Origin of the sequence: Flavobacterium notoginsengisoli (assembly GCF_014207905.1) — a bacterium.
Taxonomy (GTDB): Bacteria; Bacteroidota; Bacteroidia; order Flavobacteriales; family Flavobacteriaceae; genus Flavobacterium; species Flavobacterium notoginsengisoli_A.
This window is the reverse complement of record NZ_JACHLB010000001.1, coordinates 207298-230305: the sequence shown is the minus strand read 5'-3', so window position 1 is coordinate 230305 and position 23008 is coordinate 207298. Positions and strand designations below refer to the sequence as shown.

Here is a 23008-nt window from a genome sequence, read left to right as displayed (position 1 = left end):
AAATCCCAAATTCCAATTTTAAATCTTGGAATTTGGGATTTTTTATATTTTGTTTTTTAATTTTTAAAATTCTAAGTAATAGATATATCCGAAGTTAAACCAAACTTGCCAGTCATTATATTTGTTTTCTTTATAAAGATCTTTGTTTGGGTTTAAACCGTCAATCCAATCTGAGTTGTACATCTGAAAACGAGTTTCAAACATTAAATCACTCATTTTTGTTAGTTTATATTGAACACCAATACCAGCAGTTGCAGATAAAACAACGCCAGTTTCGGTAGAAAATCCGTGCGCACGACCATCAGAAGGTGTTAAGTATTTTCCTGGAGTAACATTCGGAAGCGTAATGTCTCCTAAATGCGACCCAACTTTTGCTGAATAATAGCTTACTTGAAAACCTAAACTCGCGTACGGACTAAAAGAGCCAACTGTATTTTCGAAATCGTGAATTTTAATCGGATGAAATATTAACTGTGAACCTATACCTACTAATGTAGAACTAGCATGCATTTTTTTTAACTGCTGTGCGAATAATCCATCTGGTTTTCTTTCGACCCATTCTCCAAAATGCTTTAAAGTTGTTCTGCTAAAAGTTAAGTCCGATCTAACTTTAAAGTGTTCTGAAAAGAAAGTTTCTCTATTGTTTGCAGAAGAAAAGTTGATGAAATGCATTACTCCTATACCGAAACCCGTGTTTCCAGCATTTGTATCGAAGTTATTTCTCTGGCCAAAATCCGACTGTAAAGTCACAGGTCCTGCATATATTCCTATCTCTTGAGCTAGGTCTGATTGAGCAGATACCACAGTTGATATACTTAAGATGGCAAATAATGTGATAAAGAGGTGTTTACGCATTTTATAGGGCTTACAAATCTTGGCAAATATATAAAAAACATATTCGATTCAAAATATTAAATGGCTCTATTAAAAAATAAGTAACAAAATACTTAATTTGCTAACATTTACGGAGTTATTTGCGTGTAAACCCCTACATGTAAAATGGATTTTTTTGTATTGTTTGAAAAATGTATAAATCGATTCAAAAAAGTGAAAAATATAACAATGAATCAGAATTTGATATATCTTTGCTTGTTGAAACGAAAACGTTTTCTTAAACGTTTATTTCTTAAAATTAAAAGCAAAATAAATCAACTTATCTGAATAATTTATTTCAAATATGGAACAAAAAATAAATGAATTTATGGCTCTTATTGAGTCAAAAAATCCAAACGAGCCAGAATTTCTTCAAGCTGTTAGAGAATTTGCAGAAACAGTTATTCCGTTTATTTCTGAGAAAAAAAAATACGACGGTAAAAATATACTTCTAAGAATCGCTGAACCAGAAAGATCAATCATTTTTAGAGTTCCGTGGGTAGATGATAAAGGAGAAATTATCGTAAACAGAGGTTTTAGAATTCAAATGAACTCTGCTATTGGACCTTATAAAGGAGGAATTAGATTTCACCATACAGTAAATTTATCTGTTTTGAAATTTTTGGCTTTCGAGCAAGTTTTCAAAAACAGTTTGACAACACTTCCAATGGGTGGTGGAAAAGGAGGTTCTGATTTTGATCCTGAAGGAAAATCTGATGGAGAAATTATGCGTTTCTGCCAATCATTTATGACAGAATTATGCCGTCATATTGGTCCAGATCTTGACGTTCCTGCTGGAGATATTGGTGTTGGAGCAAGAGAAATTGGTTATTTATTCGGACAATACAAGAGAATTAGAAATGAATTTACTGGAGTTTTGACTGGAAAAGGTTTGGCTTACGGAGGTTCATTAATTAGACCAGAAGCTACTGGATATGGAGTTGTATATTTCACAGACCAAATGCTTCGTACTATTGGTCAAGAAATTAAAGGTAAAAGAGTTGCTATTTCTGGATTTGGAAATGTGGCTTGGGGAGTTGCTTTAAAAGTAAATGAATTAGGCGGAAAAGTAGTTACCATTTCTGGTCCTGACGGTTACATTTATGATGAAGAAGGAATTTCTGGAGAAAAAATCGATCACATGTTAGAAATGAGAGCTACAGGTGATAATAGAGCGGAAAGATATTTAGAGAAATATCCAAATGCTGTTTTCCACAAAGGAAAAAGTCCATGGGAAGTAAAAGTCGATATTGCAATTCCATGTGCTACTCAAAATGAATTGAATGGAGAAGATGCTCAAAAACTTATTGATAACGGAGTTTTATGTGTAACTGAAGCGGCAAACATGCCTTCAACTTTAGATGCAATTAAACTTTTCTTAGACAATAAAGTTTTATTTGCTCCAGGAAAAGCGGCTAACGCTGGTGGAGTTGCTGCTTCTGGATTAGAAATGACTCAAAACTCTATTCGTTTAAATTGGACTAGTGAAGAGGTAGATTTGAGATTGAAAGAAATCATGATCGGAATTCACAATCAATGTAAAAAGTATGGTGTCGAAGAAGACGGATATGTAAACTACGTAAAAGGAGCAAACATTGCCGGATTTGTTAAAGTAGCAGATGCTATGTTGGCGCAAGGTGTGGTTTAAAACTCATCTTATTTAATATAGAAAGCCTCTATTTATCTTTTGAAGATAATTTAGAGGCTTTTTTATTTGTATCAAAAAGTAAATAATTCCGTTTGTAGTATATTTGTCTATCCGAATACTTTAAATGATGAAAAACAGCTTTTTCTACGTTTTATTTTTAATACTATTTCAATTTACTCAGGCGCAGAATAAATTGTCATGGCAGGGATATTTTTCGTTTAACGAAATAAAAGATATTTCAGAATCATCAACAACCGTTTTTGCTGCTTCGGAAAATGCTTTGTTTTCCAAAAGTATTGCAACCAATGTACTTAAAACAACTACAACCGTTGATGGTTTATCAGGACAGACCATTTCGGCGGTTTATTACAGTGAAACGTTTAAGAAAACAATAATTGGTTACGAAAACGGATTAATGATTTTGGTGAATGAAACAGACGGAAGTATTTTAAAAGTTGTTGATATTATCAATAAACAGCTTCCTTCAAACCTCAAAAAAATCAATCATTTTATGGAATATAACGGTTTGGTTTATGTTTCGTGCGATTTCGGAATTGTGCAGTTTAATTTGAATACTTCAAAATTTGGTGATACTTACTTTATTGGAGACAATGGAGCTGAAATTAGTGTAAAACAAACTGCAATTTTCAACGGATTTATATATGCAGCGACTTCAAGCGGAATAAGAAGAGCAGATATTAATAATGCTAATTTGATAGATTATAACCAATGGATAGTTGTAAATTCTGGAAATTGGTCTAGTGTCGAAACTTTAGACACAGAACTTCTGGCAATTAATGATTCAGGCTATCTTCATAGATTTAGTTCAAATACATTTGTGGGTTTTTCTCAATTACCGCAGGCTGCTGTAGATATGAGAGCAAAAAATCATAACCTATTTATAACAACTGCAAATACGGTATATGTTTATAACAATCAGTTGGTTTTAAATAGGCAAATATCAAATACTCAAGTTCTAGATAATACTTTAAATTTTACTTGTTCGACTGCTGTTGGAGATCAGCTTTTTATCGGAACAAAAGAAAAAGGATTATTTGTTTCGTCACTTAGTAATGCGTCAACTTTCGAAAATAGTACACCAGCGGGACCGTTGCGAAATAATATTTTTTCTTTAGATGCAACTCCAAATGTTTTGTGGGCTGTTTACGGGGATTATGATACTTCTTATGATCCGTACAATTTGGATAGTTACGGAATTAGTAAATACAATACTTCTGGCTGGTTAAATATTCCTTATTCTGAGGTTCTTGAGGCGAAATCCATTACCAGAATTATTGTTAATCCAACCAATGAAAAATTGGTTTATGCTAGTTCGTTTTTCTCAGGATTATTGAAAATAGAAAACGATGTTCCGACTTTATTATATAATGAAAAAAACAGCGGATTAGAATCGATTACCACAGAGGGGCCAAATTATATTGATGTTCGTATCAATGCAACTGCTTTTGATAAAACAGGAAATCTTTGGGTAACCAATAGTCGAATTAAAAATGGTTTGAAAGTTTTAAAAACAAACGGACAATGGGGAAGTTACGCTATGACCTCGATTCTGGATAATGCAGAAGCAGATAGTTACTCTAGTATAGTTGTTGACCGTAATAATGTAAAATGGATCGGAACCAATAGAGATGGTGTTGTTGCATTTAATGAAACTACCAACACTTTCAAAAAAATGACTTTTGGTACAGATGCTGGAAATTTGCCAGTTGCAGATGTGAGAAGTATTGCATTAGATACAAAAAACCAACTTTGGATTGGAACTATAAAAGGTTTAAGAGTTTTGTCTAATGTTGCAAATTTTCAAGGTGATAGCCAATTAAAGGCAAATCCGATAATTATAATGGAAGATAATCTGGCTCAAGAATTAATGTACGAACAATTTATTACTTCTATCGTAGTTGACGGTGCCAATAATAAATGGATCGGAACAGCAGATTCTGGTGTTTTTATGGTTTCTCCAAACGGTCAGGAAACGAAATATCATTTTACCATAAACAATTCGCCATTACCAAGTAACGTAATCAATGACATTAAGATAAATGGCAAAACAGGCGAAGTTTTTATCGCAACCAATAAAGGAATGATTTCGTTTAATGGAGTAGCAACTTCGGCAAATGACGATTTGAGTAACGCTTATGTGTATCCAAATCCGGTTCGTCCAAATTATTCGGGAACGGTAAAAGTTGCTGGTCTAATTGATAAAGCCAATGTTAAAATAACAGATATTGAAGGCAATCTCGTTTACGAAATAACTTCTTCGGGAGGAACTGTAGAATGGGATACGACTGCTTTTGGTAAATACAAAGTCGCTTCTGGAGTTTACATGGTTTTTATTTCCGCGCAAGACGGTGGCGAAACCAAAGTTAAAAAAGTAATGATAATCCGTTAGAAAAAAACAATCAAATCACGATATCTAAATCTATTTAATGCTTTTTAATTCGCTAAATTTTGCAATTTTTTTACCACTAGTTTTTATTTTTTATTGGTTTGTAGTAAATAAATCACTGAGATCTCAAAACATATTGCTGCTTTTAGCAAGTTATTTTTTTTATGCTTGTTGGGATTGGAGGTTTTTATTTCTATTAATATTTTCTACTGCTTTAGATTATTTTTCTGGAATTAAGATATTTGAATCTACTAATCAAAATATGCGAAAATTTTGGTTTTGGCTTAGTATATCTATAAATCTTGGCTTTCTTGGCATTTTTAAGTATTATAATTTTTTTGTTGAGTCTTTCGTAGCAGGTGTTGCCAATTTTGGTTTACAGATAAATCCTTTGACATTAGACGTTTTATTGCCTGTCGGTATTTCATTTTATACTTTTCACGGTTTGTCTTATGTAATTGATATTTATAAAGGAAGAATATCTGCCGAGAAGAATATCGTTGATTATTCTTTATTCGTTAGTTTTTTTCCTTTGCTTGTTGCAGGGCCTATAGAACGTGCTACGCATTTATTACCTCAAATTAAACAAAAGAGAGTTTTTGATTATGAAAAAGCAGTAGACGGTTTAAGGCAAATTTTGTGGGGATTGTTTAAAAAAATTGTAATTGCTGATCAATGTGCTCAATACGTTAATACAATTTTTAATGATTCTGCAGAACAATCTGGGAGTACACTCTTATTAGGAGCAATATTTTTTTCATTTCAAATTTATGGCGATTTTTCAGGATATTCAGATATTGCAATAGGAGCTGCACGTCTTTTGGGTATTGATTTGTTGAAAAATTTCGCTTTCCCTTACTTTTCAAGAGATATTGCAGAATTCTGGAGAAGATGGCATATTTCTCTTTCAACATGGTTTAGAGATTATCTATACATTCCATTAGGAGGAAGTAAAGGAAATGTATGGATGAAAATTAGAAATACCTTTATTATTTTTTTAGTAAGCGGATTTTGGCATGGAGCAAATTGGACTTTTATTGTTTGGGGCTTCTTGAATGCGCTTTATATTATGCCTTCTATTATTTTTAATACAAATCGAAAAAATTTAGATGTTGTCGCTCAAGGTAAATATTTGCCAAGTATTAAGGAAGTTTTTCAAATAGTTTTGACATTTAGTTTAACAGTTTTTGCATGGATATTTTTTAGAGCAAATAATTTAGAACATGCAATAGACTATATTTCACACATGTTTTCGAGTTCATTGTTTTCAATGCCAACAATTGCACCTGTAGTTCTGTTGGTTTTAATTTTATTATTTATTTTGATTGAATGGCAAGGAAGAGAGGAAGAGTTTGCCTTAGCTAAGCTGAGAGTAAGATGGAAATCACCACTTAGATATCTATTTTATTATATTATTATAGTTGCAATTTTTGTATTTAGTGGAGAGAAACAGCAATTTATTTACTTTCAGTTTTAATTTATGAAAAAAATTATTTTTAAAGCATCCTTTTTCATAGCTCCATTCGCATTTCTTTATGTAATTACGTTTCTCTTTTACAGTAGCGCCGAATCGCCAGATTTAATTCGTTTAGGATGTTTTCCGAATGTTTTTAAAGAATATAGAAATGTATTTCGTGATGAATTTAACCGTAAAATTTACTTTAATAAATATTCAGAAGGAAAAAACAGAAAGGAAAAAATTCTGATTATTGGAGATTCATTTTCTGAGCAGGATAATTATGGGTATAAAAATTATCTTGCAGAGCAAAATAGTGTTTTATACATTGATAGATTCCTTTCTGGAAATCAAATTCAAACCTTATACGAATTATCAAATGGAGATTTTTTTGAAAAGTATAATATTGAATATGTGATATTGGAAAATGTAGAAAGAAGTTTCACTTTAAGTGCAAAAAATATTGATACTTCGAAAATAAGAATGACATCTCAATTAGACAGTTTGGTTCGTAATCATAAACCTTCTGAAATAGATAATACAGATCCTTTTTTTTCAAAAAAAACAGTTCAATTTCCTTTTTCAATGGCTCGTTATTATTTTGATCAAAACTATTTGTCCAATAGATATGCTTATAATGTCGTTCTCAACAAAAATAATTTATTTAGTGTTAATGAAAATAATTTATTGTTTCTATTTAAAGATTTGTATTTTCTAAAAGAAAACAATGATTTGGTGGTAGTTCAAAAGCTAAATGATGTTTTAAATGATTTGTCGAATAAGTTGAAAAGTAAAAAAGTGAAGCTTATTGTTTTGCCAGCTCCCGATAAATACGATCTTTACTATGATTATATTGCTGATAAAACAAAGTTTCCGAGGCCATTATTTTTTAATCATCTAAGTGCTCTTAAAAAAGACTACATATATATTGATTCAAAAAAAGTTCTTTCTGCACATTTAGAAGTTGAAAAAGATATTTATTTTTATGATGACAGCCATTGGTCTCCAGTCGCTTCTAAAATTATTTCTAATGAAATAAAAAAAGCAATAAAGTAATAACTATTCTTTAGTTTTCAGTCACAGTCACAGTTTTCAGTCAGATTGGAAACTTGAAACCTGAAACCTGAAACAAAAAAACAAAAATTTGTGCTCGTAAAAACCAAAGCCATAGTAATTTCATCTTTAAAATTTCAAGAAAAAAGCTTGATTGTGAAATGCTTTACGCTTTCTAATGGGCTGAAATCTTATTTTGTGCGAGATGCTTTTTCGAGTAGGAAAGCAAGTCAGAAAATAGCCTATTTCCAGCCATTTTCTATTTTAGAAATAGAAGCTGTTCATAAAAATAAAGGTACTTTAGAAAATTTTAAAGAAATAAAAAGCGCAGTTCCTTTTCAGAGTATTCATACCGATATTGTGAAAAGTACAATGGTGATGTTTTTATCTGAAATGCTTCATTATTCGATTCAGGAAGAAGAAAAAAACGAACATCTTTTCTTGTTTTTAGAAACAGCGTTGACCTGGTTGGATCATCACGACGAAATTTCGAATTTTCATTTAATTTTACTTTTAGAAATTACAAAATACCTCGGTTTCTACCCAGATCTTTCTGATATTGATCTTCCTTTTTTTGAAATCAACGAAGGAATTTTTACGGCTTTCCACAATTCGAATGCACTTTCTGAACACGAAACCAATTTGTTAAAAAAACTTATTGATTTAAAGTTTGACAATAGTCAAAAAGTCTTTCATGTGATTGAAAGACAAATATTGTTAAAAGTTTTGATTGATTATTATTCTGCTCATTTAGAGGGTTTTAAGAAGCCAAAATCTTTAGATATTTTGAAAGAAATTTTTTCATAATCACATTTCTATTTTTATATATTTGCTCAGTATTTTTTTACTAAAAAGTCCCCCGTATTTTTGGTTTTGGAATGCAAATTCTCATTAATATCTAATACCAATAATTAAAAAAAATCTACCATGAAGAAAATTACGTTTTCGATTATTTTGCTTCTGTCGGTAACGGTTTCATCAATTGCCCAAAGAAAATATGATGAAATAGTGACAACAGAAAATGCTGTTCAAGATTTGGTTCAAAACGAAATCACAGGAGTTATTGTCTTTAAAGAAGGCGGAACAGTAAAGGGGTTAGATCCCGAAACAAAAAAAGTTATTTGGACTTTAACAAAAGAAGATTTTGGAACTCTTACTTCAAAAGATGTCTTAAGTGATCCTGATTTTGGAAATCTTTTTAAAGAAAAAAGAGATTTGTCTACAGTTCCAGGAAGCCCGTATGTTGAGGCATACATCAATTCAAAATATTTGATTATTAATACCGATTCAGGTAAAATTGTTTACAACTCTTCAAAAGAATCTTTTTGGGTTTTTCAATCAGATTTTATTCCTGAAACCAACGAATATCTTCTTACTCTTAAAAAAGACGGAGAAATGGCAGTTGCATTGCTAGATTTGACAACTGGTGAAATTAAATGGAATACAACGGTTGATAAAGCAAAATCGTTAATAAGCTTTTCAACTAAAGCTTCAAGTTTAACAAACAAAGCAAAGATTAATGGTAACACAGTTTATTATTTGCTTTATGGAAAACTGTACTCTTTTAATAAAGAAAACGGAAAATTAAACTGGAAAGCAGACGAAGATTACACAAGATTTTACGAAACACAAAATGATAAAAATATTGTCGTAGTTAATTCTGCTGGACTTCTTTCAACTAAAGAATATATTAATGTTTTGAGTACAGAAGACGGAAAAAGTATCTGGAAAGAATCTATTAAAACTAAATATGTTGTTTATTTAGAAGATTGGGGAACAAAATTATTAATTGCTCATGATAGCGGTTTCAACTTTTTTGACTTAAAAACAGGAGAAAAAATCTGGAAAAAAGATGCTCGTGGAGGCGGTTTGAAAAGAGTAATTCCAATTGGTCAAGATTTCTTATATGTTGCAGAAAATGAAATGATGTTGATCAACAAAGATGGAGAAAAGCTTTGGAAAAAATTCATCGAAATCTCTGATGATAAAGAAGATCCAATTTACTACTTAGGAAAAGTTGGTGAAAAGGTAATGTACCTTACAGGAACTTACGGAAATATGGTTGATTATAAGACTGGAGTTAAACTTTGGAAACGTAATATTAAGTTTGAAAAAAGCCGTCCAGTTTTACCAACTTATGACGAAGCTACAAATTCTTACTTAGTGTATAATGATGAGAAATTATACAAATTCGATCCAAGCATCGACGATAAACCAGAGCCGTTTGCTAAAGTAAATATCAAAAGAGAAAAAGAATTAAACAGTATCGAGCAGTTTCCTTGGGGAGTTGTGCTTTCAGGACCGCTTGAAGTAATGGGAGTTAATATGGATGGAACTGTAAAATACCATTTAACTTACAACCAACCAGGTGAAACAGGAAGACGTTTAATTAAAAGTGCTGCAATTGTTGGAAGTATTGGTTTAGGTGTTGGTTCTGCAGTAAGTTCTGTTAAAGGTGCTGATCTAACTATGACATATCGTGATTCTGAAGGTAACTTGAGAACTGCAGTTGCAAAAGGAGATCAAACAAATAAGGATCAAGCACAAGCTTATGCAGCAGGATCTGCAGCTTTAGGAATTGTAGCGGCTAAATTTAATTCTCGTTTTAATGCAATGAAACAAAACAGAGATTTCTCATATATTTTTGCAAAAGCAGATACAGGAGAAAAAGTTTTAGTGAAAGTTAGTAAAGCTGACGGAAAAGAGATTGATAAAATCATCTTCACTAACAATAAACCTCTTTATGAGATTGACCCGGCTACTCAGAATATTTTTTATGTTTCTGATAAGTCAATTCAGATCTTCAATAAGAAATAAGAATATAACAAAATCCAAGGCCATCAGGATCTGATTCTGATGGCTTTTTTTTGCCTATGAAAAAAATACTACTCTTAATAGCTTTGCTTGTATTGGGTTCAATTCAGGCACAAGAAAAAATAAGCTCCAAAAAAAAGAAGTTTTATGTTCCTGTAATTAAATATCCGGAATATGCTGCTCTTGATAATGTATTGACGCAAACCGCTTTTTATCAAATGGATAAATCATTGCAAGAGGAAGAAGCGTATTTGAAAAAGCATTTTTTTAATATTAATGGATTTATAAAAGATCCTGTAAACGGAAAACTTAAAATCTATTTAACCTTCGCGATGCCAAGATACACCAGTACGCAAATTGATAGTGTATACGACAAGAAAGAAAACAAGTGGACTTATGGCGCGCATTCTAATTACATTTCAAATGTAAAGTTGGATGTAAAGTTTGGAGATAAGATTATACTAACAAAGGATTTTGGAGGTTCAGAATCGTATTCAATGACTGTTGGTAATAGTTTAGGCGCTGCAAAAATTGCTGCTTCAGAACATGATAAAAAAGTACTGGCGGCAGTTAAAGATTCTGATTACAGTGATGTCGGACTCGGATTTGATAATGCTGTTTATAAAGCGGCAAGTAGAATTCAGGATTTTTTAAGTTATAAGTTTGGATATACCACAAGTGAATCTAAGGTGAGATTTGAATTTGTAACTTCTAAAGGGCATTCAGAATATGCTCAGATGCTGGCATTTGAAAATGAAATTACAGCACAAATGCAAAAAATAACACTTGAAAAAGGTTTGGACGAAAAATTGCTAGCGCCTCATTTGCAATATCTGGAAAGTTTATTGGTAAAATATCCGCCTTCGCCAGCAAACGTAAATATTCGATTTATTGTTACAAATAATTTAGCCGAAACCTATTTTTTGCTTGAGAATAAAGAGAAAGCATTGTTCTATGCCAATTTGCTGGTAGAAAATGATAAACTCGATTCACGCGGATCTTCAATTATTGAAAACGTTAATAAAGCCAATTTTGTTGATAAGAAAATAAGAAGTCATACAAATCGTTTTGCTGAGCTTAAGAAATTAGGACTTCAAATTGCAGAAGAAAAAGAAGAAAAAAGACTCGCGTTTTTTGAAAAAATCCAACAGCAAGAAGCAGAATGGGAAACTGAGAAATCAAATCGTGAAGCATATTTAGAAAAGATTAAAACGCAACGATATAATTTGCTTGATTCTATTCCGTATCAGCTAAATGCTAATCTTTTGGCAAAAGTGGTTGAAAATCTAGGCGGAAGCCAAGCTTTGAAAAAAGTGGAGAAAGCGCATTTGTTTTCTAAAATTTCGATAGAAGGAACTAATATTCCTCAAACTGAAGAAAAATGGGCAACAACTTCGCATTATCTTCTTAAGAAAAAAATGCCTGAAGCTTATTACGAAATCGTAAACGGAGCAGAAGCTTGGAGTCACGATGATCGTGAAACTGGTATAAATGCCAAATGGGCAAAATTAACAGCTTACGATTATGGTAATTTATCTAAGAATGTAGATTTGGTAAACTTTCTTACCGATTTAAGACTCGATTTATGGAATAATTTTGAGATTTTAGGTGATGAAATGTATGAAGGAAAATTGTGTTATCATTTAAATTACTTTGAAAAAACACTAAGTTCTGGAAACAGAACAATTCCAAAAACAGATTATCACGTTTTTATTGATAAAGAAAACTTCAATATTGTTTCAACAGAAAAAACAGAATTTGACAACGGCAATAAAAGTTTTTTCGAAAGAAAACTATTTGGAGATTATCGTCCTGTTGCAAGTTTAAATTCTGGAAAAATTCCGCATAAAATTAATTACGAAATTGAGGATTTTAACGGAGAAACTTTCTATCAGGAAATACGTGAGAAAGTGGATATAAATCCTGTTTTTGGAAATCGAATTTTCATGAAAGAAGTCTATTTCGGAGGATTTAAATAAGAGATAAAGCTTTTAGAAAGCTGTTTTTAGAATTGGTTATTTTTTGATTTATTAGCTCAAAAAAATGAGAATAATGTCAGAAAGTAACCAATTCTTCTGTTTTTGTACCCATTATCCCAACAAAAGTTTGTGAAATTTAAAGAAATTCGTGGTCAATAGTTCAAAATTTCTTACTTTCGCACCTCGTTTAAGAAAAGGATAAAATGAGTACAAAATTTACTGAATACAAAGGACTTGACTTGCCAACTGTAGCTTCTGAAGTTCTTGATTTTTGGAAGAAAGAAAATATATTTGAAAAGAGTGTAACAACTCGCGAAGGTGCTGAGCCTTACGTATTTTTTGAAGGTCCGCCTTCAGCAAACGGATTACCAGGGATTCACCACGTAATGGCGCGTGCGATTAAGGATATTTTTTGCAGATATAAAACTCAAAAAGGTTTTCAAGTAAAAAGAAAAGCTGGATGGGATACTCACGGTTTGCCTGTTGAATTAGGTACCGAAAAAGAATTAGGAATTACAAAAGAAGATATTGGTAAAACAATTTCTATCGAAGAATATAACGAAGCGTGTAAAAGAACCGTTATGCGTTATACGGACGTATGGAATGATTTGACCGAAAAAATGGGTTATTGGGTAGATATGGAAGATCCATATGTGACTTATAAACCAAAATATATGGAGTCTGTTTGGTGGCTTTTGAAACAAATCTATGATAAAGGTTTGTTGTACAAAGGATACACAATCCAGCCATACTCTCCAAAAGCAGGAACAGGATTGTCTTCTCACGAAGTAAATCAGCCGGGAGCTTACCGTGATGTTACAGATACTACAATAGTAGCGCAGTTTAAAACCTTACCAGAAACTTTACCAAGCTTTTTACAAGGATTTGGAGATATTCACATCTTAGCTTGGACGACAACTCCTTGGACACTTCCGTCAAATACAGCTTTGACAGTTGGTCCAAAAATCGATTATGTTTTAGTTAAAACTTTCAATCAATATACTTTTGAGCCAATCAATGTGATTTTGGCTAAAAATTTAGTTGGAAAACAATTCGGAAAAGGATATTTCGTAAGCGAAGATGACACTGATTTTGACAACGTTAAAAATGGCGACAAAAAACTTCCTTATAAAATCTTAACTGAAGCAAAAGGAGCAGATTTAGTAGAAATTCGTTACGAACAATTATTGCCTTACGTATTGCCATACCAAAATGCTGAAAATGCATTTAGAGTAATTTCTGGAGATTTCGTTACTACAGAAGACGGAACAGGAGTTGTGCACACAGCGCCGACTTTTGGTGCAGATGATGCTAAAGTTGCTAAAGAAGCAAAACCAGAAGTTCCGCCAATGTTGGTTTTGGATGCAGAAGGAAATGCAGTTCCGTTAGTAGATTTACAAGGGAAATTTACTTCTCATTTAGGTGATTTAGCTGGTAAATATGTTAAAAACGAATATTACGATGCAGGACAAGCTCCAGAGAAATCTGTAGATGTTGAAATTGCTATTCGTTTAAAAGAAGAAAACAAAGCATTTAAAGTTGAAAAATACGTGCACAGTTATCCACACAGTTGGAGAACAGACGAGCCGTTATTATATTATCCTCTAGATTCATGGTTCATCAAAGTAACCGATGTAAAAGATAGAATGTTCGACCTGAACGAAACTATCAATTGGAAACCTAAATCTACTGGTGAAGGACGTTTTGGAAATTGGCTGAAAAATGCTAATGATTGGAACTTATCTCGTTCTAGATATTGGGGAATTCCGTTGCCAATTTGGAGAACTGAAGATAAAAAAGAAGAAGTTCTTATTGGTTCTGTTGAAGAATTGTACAATGCGATTGAGAAATCTATCGAAGCAGGTTTTCAAAAAGAAAATCCGTTTAAAGGTTTTGAAATCGGAAACATGTCTGAATCAAATTATGATTTAATTGATTTGCACAAGAATGTTGTTGATGAAATTACTTTAGTTTCTGCTTCTGGAAAACCAATGAAGCGAGAAAGTGATCTAATCGACGTTTGGTTTGATTCTGGAGCAATGCCTTATGCGCAATGGCATTATCCTTTTGAAAACAAAGACAAAATTGATGAGAATAAAGATTTTCCAGCTAATTTCATTGCTGAAGGAGTAGATCAGACTCGTGGATGGTTTTATACCTTACACGCGATCGGAACTTTGGTTTTTGATAAAGTAGCTTACAAAAACGTAGTTTCAAACGGTTTGGTTTTAGATAAAAACGGACAGAAAATGTCTAAACGTCTAGGAAACGCAACAGATCCTTTTGAAACAATTGCAGAATACGGTCCAGACGCAACTCGTTGGTACATGATTTCAAACGCAAATCCTTGGGATAACTTGAAATTTGATATTGAAGGAATTGCTGAGGTACGCCGTAAGTTCTTCGGAACACTTTATAATACCTATTCATTCTTTTCATTATATGCGAATATTGATGGATTCAAATATGCAGAAGCTGAAATTCCATTAAACGAAAGACCAGAAATTGATCAATGGATTATTTCTGAACTTCATACTTTAATCAAATTTGTTGATGAATGTTATGAAGATTACGAACCAACAAAAGCGACAAGAGCTATTTCTGATTTCGTTCAGGAAAACTTAAGTAACTGGTACGTTCGTTTATGTCGTCGTCGTTTCTGGAAAGGAGAATATGCAAAAGATAAAATTGCAGCTTACCAAACGCTTTATACTTGCTTGCTTACAATCAGTAAATTAAGCGCTCCGGTAGCTCCATTTTTTATGGATAAATTGTACAGAGATTTGACATCTTCTACGGGAACCGAGGATTTTGCTAGTGTTCACTTGGCTGAATTCCCAAAATTTGTCGAAAACTTTGTTAATAAAACGTTGGAAAGCAAAATGCAGAAGGCGCAAACCATCTCATCTTTGGTGTTATCACTACGTAAAAAAGAGATGATTAAAGTTCGTCAACCTCTGCAAAAGGTAATGATTCCAGTACTTGACGAGAATCAGCGTGCTGAAATAGAAGCAATTTCTGACTTAGTAAAAGCGGAAGTAAACGTAAAAGAAGTAGAGCTTTTAGACGATGCTTCTGGTATTTTAGTGAAGCAAATTAAACCTAATTTTAAAGCATTAGGGCCACGTTTTGGAAAGGATATGGGGTTGATTTCTAAGGAGATACAAGCTTTTTCTTCAGAACAAATCAATCAGTTAGACAAGCAAGGAACGCTGGATATTGTTATTTCTGGAAATAATGTAACTTTATCATTAGAAGACGTCGAAATAACATCGCAAGATATCGAAGGTTGGCTAGTTGCAAATTCAAACGGAATAACAGTTGCACTTGACATCACAATATCTGAAGAATTAAAAAATGAAGGTATCGCGAGAGAATTAGTAAATAGAATTCAGAATATCCGTAAAGATTCAGGATTTGAGGTTACTGATAAGATTAAGGTACAAATAAAAAGAGACGGTATTTTAGAAAATGCTGTTTCAAAAAATGAGGACTATATCAAGTCTGAAACATTAACAGATGAACTGGTTTTTGTGGATGCTTTAGAAAACGGCACAGAAATTGAGTTTGATGACATTAAAACCATTATATTAATTTCAAAATAGTTAGAAAATGATAGATGAAATTACAAGATACTCTGATGCTGACTTAGCAGAGTTCAAAGAAATAATACAAGCAAAAATTAAAAAAGCACAAGAAGATCTTGATTTGATCAAAAGTGCCTATATGAACGATTTAAATAACGGAACAGACGATACATCTCCAACTTTCAAAGCTTTTGAAGAAGGAAGTGAAACAATGTCTAAAGAAGCAAACTCTCAATTGGCTATTAGACAAGAGAAGTTTATTCGTGACTTAAAAAACGCTTTATTCCGTGTTGAAAATAAAACATATGGTATTTGCAAAGTAACAGGTAAATTAATTAGCAAAGAAAGGCTTAAAATTGTTCCTCATGCAACAATGAGTATCGAAGCTAAAAACTTGCAAAGATAAATTCACAAAAGACATCTAATTAAAAAATGCACTCTAAAAAAGGGTGCATTTTTTTGTTTAATGTTTAACGGTTTTGGTTTGTATTGTTAGATTTTTTCTTTGAAAGAAATTATTTATAATAAATTAAAATAAGTATTCAATGTGGGTTAAATTTTTTGTAAGAAGCGAAATGATTGATTAGCTGTCGATTTGCCAATTATGCAAACAAAAAAAACCGCTTTTTAAAAGCGGTTTTTGTATTTAATGAAATTGAAAATATTATGCTAGATTTTTTTCAACGTCAGCTTTGTGTTTTCTTAAAATAGCTCTAGTCATACCTAAATTAGCTTTTGACGCATCAGCAGCTAGGTAGATCATAAACTTTTTATTTGGAGAAATATCAATAATGTGAATTTGATTAGAAAGTGTAATCAAAATATCCTCGATATCCTGATTTAATCCTAATGCTTTTACGGCATTTAGTTTTGCTTTTACAACTTCTAAGTTATAAGCTGCTGCAAGCTCTGGGTCAAAAGCAGGATCAATTGTTAGGTTTCCGAAGCTTAATCCAGATTCAATTTCTGTTACAGCAACAGCAATAAAGCCATTTACATTCGTTTTCATTTCATTTAAAAACACGTTTAAAAAGTCAGCGCTCATAGTTCGTTTGGGTTTAATTAGTTAATAGATTATGTTATTTCAGTAGGGAATTTTTGCTTAGCTCGGCAGATACTTCTTCTGTCGAACGCATTAATAAAGCTAGATTGCTTCCTTCTTTAGAAAAAGCAACGATAAAATTGGAACCGCTAATTTTGTTTCCAACGATAACGCCTTCGGCACTTTTAAGATATAATTGTTTAAGAGAGCCTTTTTCTAAGTCGATTAAGAATTTTTCGCTCATTGATAAAATCGCTGCGCTCATAGCGGCAATGCTGTCTCCATAATCTAAGTTTAAGGAAGTGATTAGCTTTCCTTTACCATTTAAAATTAAAGCAGCAGTTGATTTTGTGCTGACTAGAAAGTCGTTTAGTGTAGTAGTAATTTCATTCATGATTTTTGTAGGATTTTGGGGGAATTGTTAAATTCAGTTTGTTTTGGATTTGTTTTTGAAAATTAATATTGAATCAACCTAAACAAGTGTTAATTTTCGTTAACAAATATAAATTAAATTATGTATCATTGTAATACCAAATCATTAATAATTTAAATTATTTACTGTAAAAAACTTACATTATGGCTAAAGTACTGAAATTCAAAGAAGTAAACTCTGACGTAGAGCGTAGAATGAAAGATTTTGAAAAACTGCGCGTTAAGTTTAAAGCCGACGTTAAAAAGGGTGAAGCGAAAAAATTGGCTGCCGGAAAAGAAAGCAAGGGAATATTTAAATCTATTTCAGAATTTTTCTCCGACAGTCCAGCTAAAACTGCTGCAAAAGCTCCTGTGAAAAAATAAACTTTATCAGGTTTAGATTAGCGCTTAAACTTAGTTTAGTTTCATTAGAAAACAATTAACGCTCCATTAGGAGCGTTTTTTTTGTTTAAATTGTTATTTTTGCCCATCAAAAAATTATAAAATGTCATTACGAAAAGCGTATTTCCTTATATTTCTAGTTTTAATAGTCGATCAGCTTTCTAAAATTTATGTCAAAACCAACTTTGTTCTTGGAGAAGAAATAAAAGTGTTGGGGGCTGAATGGTTTAAAATTCATTTTATCGAAAATGAAGGAATGGCTTGGGGAACAAAAATTCCTGGAGAGTATGGGAAATTAATTTTGACGGTTTTCAGAATTTTTGCCGTATTCGGAATCGGATGGTGGCTTAATGATAGCGTTAAGAAGCTTCATTCAAATTATTTGATAGTGGCAATCGCTTTAATTTTTGCAGGCGCGGCAGGAAATATTATTGACTCTATTTTCTACGGAGTTATTTTTGATGACAGTACTAATAATTTAGCAACGCTTTTTTCTCCAGAACCTTATGGAACTTGGTTTCATGGTTTGGTTGTAGATATGTTTTATTTCCCTATTTGGGAAGGCGATCTTCCAACTTGGTTACCAATTTTTGGAGGAAAACATTTTGCTTTCTTCAATGCAATATTTAATGTTGCCGATGTAGCAATTTCTACTGGAGTTGGTATACTTTTGGTTTTCAATAAAAGAGCTTTTCCAAAGCACGAATAAATTTCAAAATTCTAAAATTTTCAAAATTCCAAATTCCAATATTTAAAGCATTCGCAACAAAAAGATATTGGAATTTGGAATTTTTCATTATTGGCGGTTGAATATTTTGTTTTATTTTTACGATACAAAAAATAAAAATTATGCAAAGTCCGTCTTTTTCTATTTATGATGCTTCTGCGGGATCAGGAAAGACGTATACTTTGGTTAAAGAATATTTAAAGATTATTCTTTCTTCTCCAAAAAATGATGCGTATCGAAATATCTTAGCGATAACTTTCACCAACAAAGCAGTTCATGAAATGAAAAGCCGTATTGTTGGAAATCTGTCTGAATTTGCAAAAGACGAACCGTCTTCAAAAGCCTACGATTTAATGGAAGATATTGCTCGTGATACGGGACTTTCGGTCATTAAAATCAAAACCAAATCACAGCAAATTATAAAGCACTTAATTCATAATTATGCAGCTTTTGATATTTCTACCATTGATAAATTTACGCATAAAGTTATTCGTGCTTTTGCGCATGATTTAAATCTTCCAATGACTTTTGAGGTTACTCTCGATACCGAAAATTTATTGGTCGAAGCGGTCGATGCTATTATTGCACAAGCTGGTGAAGACGAAACATTGACCAAACTTCTCATTGATTTTACAATGGAGAAAACCGATGATGATAAAAGCTGGGATGTCTCTCGCGAAATTTTAGATACCGGAAGATTGATTTTAAATGAAAACAATAGAAATGAAATTCTTCATTTTCAGGATAAAACAATCGGAGAATTTGTTGAGATTAAAACAAAAATGCAGTCGCTTTGCAAAGAACTAGAAAAAACTAATGAAGAGCTTGCCATTAAAGCAATTGACTTAATTGATAAAAATGGAATTGATTCTAAATCATTTTCTAGAGGAACTTTCCCTAATCATTTAGAAAGCATTAAAAACGGAAAATTCAATCCGAAAAATAAAACTTTTCATGAGTTTGATGATATTGCAATTAATAAAACGGCAAAAGACCGCGCTTTAATTGAAAATATAATTCCAGAATTACTTCAAATACTAAAAGAGGTTTATCAGAATTTTGAAAAAAGAGATTTTTATAAAGCTTTTTTAAAAAATATAACGCCACTTTCGTTATTGAATACTGTAAGTAATGAGCTTGCAAAAATTCAGTCTGAACAGAATGTACTATCGATTTCAGAATTTAATGCCATAATTCATCGCGAAATTCAGAATCAGCCAGCGCCATTTATTTACGAGCGCTTGGGAGAGCGTTACCGCAATTTTTTTATTGATGAATTTCAGGATACTTCAGAAATGCAATGGCAGAACTTGATTCCGTTAATTGATAATTCTCTTTCTGGTTTAGATGATTTAGGAAACAAAGGAACTTTAATGATCGTTGGCGATCCGAAACAATCTATTTATCGCTGGCGCGGAGGAAAAGCAGAACAATTTATTGAATTGAGTAAAGATGTAAATCCATTCAATAATCCAGACAAGCAGCTGAAACATTTAAATACCAATTACAGAAGTTATAGTGAGGTAATTGAATTTAATAATGCTTTTTTTAAATTGATTTCGGCTGAATTTTCAAACGAAGATTATAAAGATTTATATGAAAATCATAGTTTTCAAAATACCAATTCGAAGAAAGGCGGTTATGTAAATATTTCTTTTCTTCCAATAGTTGAAAAAACAGAATCTGCAGATGAAGATGAGGTTGTCGAAAAATCTGACTTATATGTTTTGGCAACTTTAAATACAATTCAGGAAGTTATAAAGCAAGGTTTTGAGTATAAGGATATTGTAATTCTTACTCGTAAAAGAGATCAAGGAATTGCAATTGCCAATTATTTGACCGAACAGGGAGTTCCGCTTTTGTCTTCAGAAACCTTAATGATTCAAAATGCGGCTGAAGTTCGTTTTATTGTCCATTTGCTTCGTTATTTAAACAATAGCGCCAATTTAGAATCCAAAGCTAATTTTTTATATTATTTGGCTTCAAATAAAGATTTGTCGATGCCGGTTCATGATTTTATAGCTTTGGGAATGAGCTATAAATCGGAAAAAGAATTTGAAAATTGGCTTTTGACTTTTGATGTTTCTTTTTCTTTTGAGGACGTTCGTAAAAAATCACTTTATGAGGCTGTAGAGATCATTATTTCTAAATTTATTTTTCCATCAGAAGGGAATGCTTATGTGCAGTTTTTTCTAGATATAGTTTTGGAAAGAGATATCAGAAATCAAGCTGGGGTTGCAGATTTTTTAGTGTTTTGGGATAAGAATGCAGAAAAATTCAGTATTCCGTCTCCAGAAGGAAATAATGCGGTTCGAATTATGACTATTCACAAATCTAAAGGGTTGGAATTTCCAGTCGTAATAATGCCGTTTGCAGATGAAGATTACAACCGAAAACCAAAAGATAAGTTGTGGCTTGATACGGAAGAAATTGATTTAGGATTTCCAAAAGCATTGGTTGATAATAGTAGTGCTGTTGAAAGTTTTGGCGAAAATGCATCGGCGGTTTTTAATCTGAAAAAACAAGAAGAACTTTTAGATAATATCAATGTTTTGTACGTGGCATTGACTCGTGCAGAAGAACAGTTATATGTTATTTCGCAGTCTCTTGAAGCAAGAAAAGATGGGGAATATCCAAATAATATGGCTTCTTTCTTTATTAAATTTTTAATTAATGAAGGAGTTTATGTTGAAGAAAAATTGAATTATGAATTTGGGAGTAAAAGTAGACTTTCAAAAATTTCAAAGATAGTAGATTTGGTGAAATCAATTCCTGTTGTAAAAGAAGTTTTGAATCCAAAAAACATAAAAATTGCGCAGCGAGAATCTTTAATGTGGGGAACACATCAGCAAGAGGCAATTTCTTATGGGAATATTGTTCATGAAATTTTAGCTTTCGTTAAAGATAAATCAGACATTGATTTGGCGGTTGCAAAGTCTTTAGAAAATGGTTTGATAACTTACGATCAAGTCGATAAAGTGATGCAAACCTTGAAAGAAATTGTAAATCATCCAGAGTTAACGATTTGCTTTAATGGGAATGATACTGTTTTAAATGAACAGACAATTGTTCAGAAAGAAGGTAGAATTTTAAAACCCGACAGAGTAGTTTTTTTAGAAAATAAAGAAGCTCTTTTGCTAGATTATAAAACAGGTGCTGTAAATGCCAAATATCAGCAGCAAATTCAAGAATATCAAGATGCTATTGAAGATTTGGGATACAAAGTGTTAAAAAAGGCTTTGGTGTATATAGGAGCGGAAATTGAAGTGGTAAATTTGTGAAAAAATTAATCAGATGTTAAAGAAATAACGAAGCTTAATTATTGTTAACTTGTTAATTTTTAACGTTTTAAATAAATTAAAAATGTACGGTAAAATAAAAGAACATCTGCAAAGTGAGCTGCAGACAATCGAAGAAAATGGAATTTTTAAAAAGGAGCGAATTATTACTTCTCCTCAAGGTGCAGAAATTACTATTTCAACAGGAGAAACGGTTTTGAATTTTTGTGCTAATAATTATTTAGGGCTTTCGTCGCATCCGGAAGTAGTGCAAGCTGCTAAAGACGCTATGGATACTCATGGCTTTGGGATGTCATCAGTACGTTTTATTTGCGGATCTCAAGATATTCATAAAACATTAGAAAAGAAGATTGCCGATTTCTATGGTACAGAAGATACTATATTGTACGCTGCGGCTTTTGATGCAAATGGAGGAGTGTTTGAACCGCTTCTTGGAGAAAACGATGCAATTATTTCTGATAGTTTGAATCACGCTTCGATTATTGACGGAGTTCGTCTTTGTAAAGCAGCGAGATATCGTTATGAGAATAATAATATGGAAGATTTGGAGCAGCAGTTAATAAAGGCGAATGAAGCTGGAGCTCGTTTCAAATTAATTGTTACTGATGGTGTTTTTTCTATGGATGGTTTAGTTGCGCCGTTAGATAAAATTTGTGATTTGGCTGACAAATACGATGCAATGGTTATGGTTGACGAATGTCACGCAGCAGGTTTTATTGGTGCCACAGGAAAAGGAACTCTTGAAGCAAAAGGCGTGATGGGGCGAGTTGATATTATAACTGGTACATTAGGAAAAGCTTTAGGAGGAGCAATGGGCGGATATACTACTGCAAAAAAAGAAATAATAGAATTATTGCGTCAAAGATCTAGACCATATTTGTTTTCAAATTCTTTAGCGCCTGCAATTGTAGGTGCTTCTATAAAAGTGTTTGAATTGCTTGAAAAAGACACAACACTTCGTGATAAATTGGAATGGAATACCAATTACTTTAAAGAGGGAATGAAAAAAGCAGGTTTTGATATTATTGATGGAGATTCTGCAATTGTACCAGTAATGCTTTACGATGCAAAATTGTCACAAACTATGGCAAACGAGCTTTTAAAACAAGGAATTTACGTTATTGGATTCTTCTTTCCTGTAGTGCCTAAAGATAAGGCTAGAATACGCGTACAGCTATCTTCAGCGCACGAAAAAGAGCACTTGGATAAGGCTATAAATGCCTTCACAGTTGTCGGTAAAATGTTAAAAGTTATATAATTACCACTTTGGTCAAATTTTTGTAGGTTTTTTTTAACATTTCATTTTGTAT

At 32.3% G+C, this 23008-nt stretch carries 16 protein-coding genes; 13 read left to right on the top strand and 3 right to left on the bottom strand.

The annotated features are described in order from the left end of the window. Window positions 1-63: 63 nt before the first annotated feature. Complete coding sequence (locus HNP35_RS01020; RefSeq protein ID WP_184159311.1) at window positions 64-855, bottom strand: THC0290_0291 family protein; 792 nt, start codon at window positions 853-855, stop codon at window positions 64-66. 322 nt (window positions 856-1177) lie between these two features. Between HNP35_RS01020 and gdhA the strand changes: the two genes are divergently transcribed. The 9 genes from gdhA (at window position 1178) to HNP35_RS00975 (ending at window position 16223) form a co-directional block, all read left to right on the top strand. Next, on the top strand, window positions 1178-2521 hold the full coding sequence (gdhA, locus tag HNP35_RS01015) for an NADP-specific glutamate dehydrogenase (protein ID WP_184159313.1): 1344 nt from the start codon (window positions 1178-1180) through the stop codon (window positions 2519-2521). A gap of 127 nt (window positions 2522-2648) precedes the next feature. Next, window positions 2649-4931, top strand: a complete 2283-nt coding sequence (locus HNP35_RS01010; RefSeq protein ID WP_184159739.1) for a T9SS type A sorting domain-containing protein — start codon at window positions 2649-2651, stop codon at window positions 4929-4931. 37 nt (window positions 4932-4968) lie between these two features. Next, window positions 4969-6405, top strand: a complete 1437-nt coding sequence (locus tag HNP35_RS01005; protein WP_184159315.1) for an MBOAT family O-acyltransferase — start codon at window positions 4969-4971, stop codon at window positions 6403-6405. 3 nt (window positions 6406-6408) lie between these two features. Then, window positions 6409-7440 carry an alginate O-acetyltransferase AlgX-related protein gene (locus HNP35_RS01000; protein WP_184159317.1) on the top strand — a complete coding sequence of 344 codons (1032 nt, stop codon included), beginning with the start codon at window positions 6409-6411 and terminating at the stop codon, window positions 7438-7440. A 90-nt stretch (window positions 7441-7530) separates the two neighbouring features. Further along, window positions 7531-8244 (top strand): DNA repair protein RecO, encoded by a 714-nt coding sequence (recO, locus tag HNP35_RS00995; RefSeq protein WP_184159319.1) that lies wholly within the window; start codon window positions 7531-7533, stop codon window positions 8242-8244. A 120-nt stretch (window positions 8245-8364) separates the two neighbouring features. Beyond that, complete coding sequence (locus HNP35_RS00990) at window positions 8365-10254, top strand: PQQ-binding-like beta-propeller repeat protein (protein ID WP_184159321.1); 1890 nt, start codon at window positions 8365-8367, stop codon at window positions 10252-10254. Window positions 10255-10310: 56 nt separating this feature from the next. Further along, a complete protein-coding gene (locus HNP35_RS00985) occupies window positions 10311-12230 on the top strand; it encodes a hypothetical protein (protein WP_184159323.1) in 1920 nt (639 codons plus the stop codon). 203 nt (window positions 12231-12433) lie between these two features. Continuing rightward, on the top strand, window positions 12434-15835 hold the full coding sequence (gene ileS / locus HNP35_RS00980; RefSeq protein WP_184159325.1) for an isoleucine--tRNA ligase: 3402 nt from the start codon (window positions 12434-12436) through the stop codon (window positions 15833-15835). A 7-nt stretch (window positions 15836-15842) separates the two neighbouring features. Next, entirely contained in the window at window positions 15843-16223 is a 381-nt protein-coding gene (locus tag HNP35_RS00975) for a TraR/DksA family transcriptional regulator (RefSeq protein ID WP_012022792.1), read from the top strand. Between the two features lie 258 nt (window positions 16224-16481). Here the strand turns inward: HNP35_RS00975 and HNP35_RS00970 are convergent, their stop codons facing one another. Further along, the gene (locus tag HNP35_RS00970; RefSeq protein ID WP_184159327.1) at window positions 16482-16862 is read right to left on the bottom strand and encodes a hypothetical protein; all 381 of its coding nucleotides are present in this window, start codon (window positions 16860-16862) and stop codon (window positions 16482-16484) included. Window positions 16863-16896: 34 nt separating this feature from the next. After that, window positions 16897-17253 carry a roadblock/LC7 domain-containing protein gene (locus tag HNP35_RS00965; RefSeq protein ID WP_091494460.1) on the bottom strand — a complete coding sequence of 119 codons (357 nt, stop codon included), beginning with the start codon at window positions 17251-17253 and terminating at the stop codon, window positions 16897-16899. A 182-nt stretch (window positions 17254-17435) separates the two neighbouring features. Here HNP35_RS00965 and HNP35_RS00960 point away from each other — a divergent pair, with 182 nt between their 5' ends. The 4 genes from HNP35_RS00960 (at window position 17436) to kbl (ending at window position 22956) form a co-directional block, all read left to right on the top strand. Next, window positions 17436-17654 (top strand): hypothetical protein, encoded by a 219-nt coding sequence (locus HNP35_RS00960; RefSeq protein ID WP_184159329.1) that lies wholly within the window; start codon window positions 17436-17438, stop codon window positions 17652-17654. A gap of 121 nt (window positions 17655-17775) precedes the next feature. Then, window positions 17776-18381 carry a lipoprotein signal peptidase gene (locus tag HNP35_RS00955; RefSeq protein ID WP_184159331.1) on the top strand — a complete coding sequence of 202 codons (606 nt, stop codon included), beginning with the start codon at window positions 17776-17778 and terminating at the stop codon, window positions 18379-18381. Window positions 18382-18521: 140 nt separating this feature from the next. Then, complete coding sequence (locus HNP35_RS00950) at window positions 18522-21680, top strand: UvrD-helicase domain-containing protein (protein ID WP_184159333.1); 3159 nt, start codon at window positions 18522-18524, stop codon at window positions 21678-21680. Window positions 21681-21762: 82 nt separating this feature from the next. Then, window positions 21763-22956 (top strand): glycine C-acetyltransferase, encoded by a 1194-nt coding sequence (gene kbl / locus HNP35_RS00945; RefSeq protein WP_184159336.1) that lies wholly within the window; start codon window positions 21763-21765, stop codon window positions 22954-22956. Window positions 22957-23008: the final 52 nt, after the last annotated feature.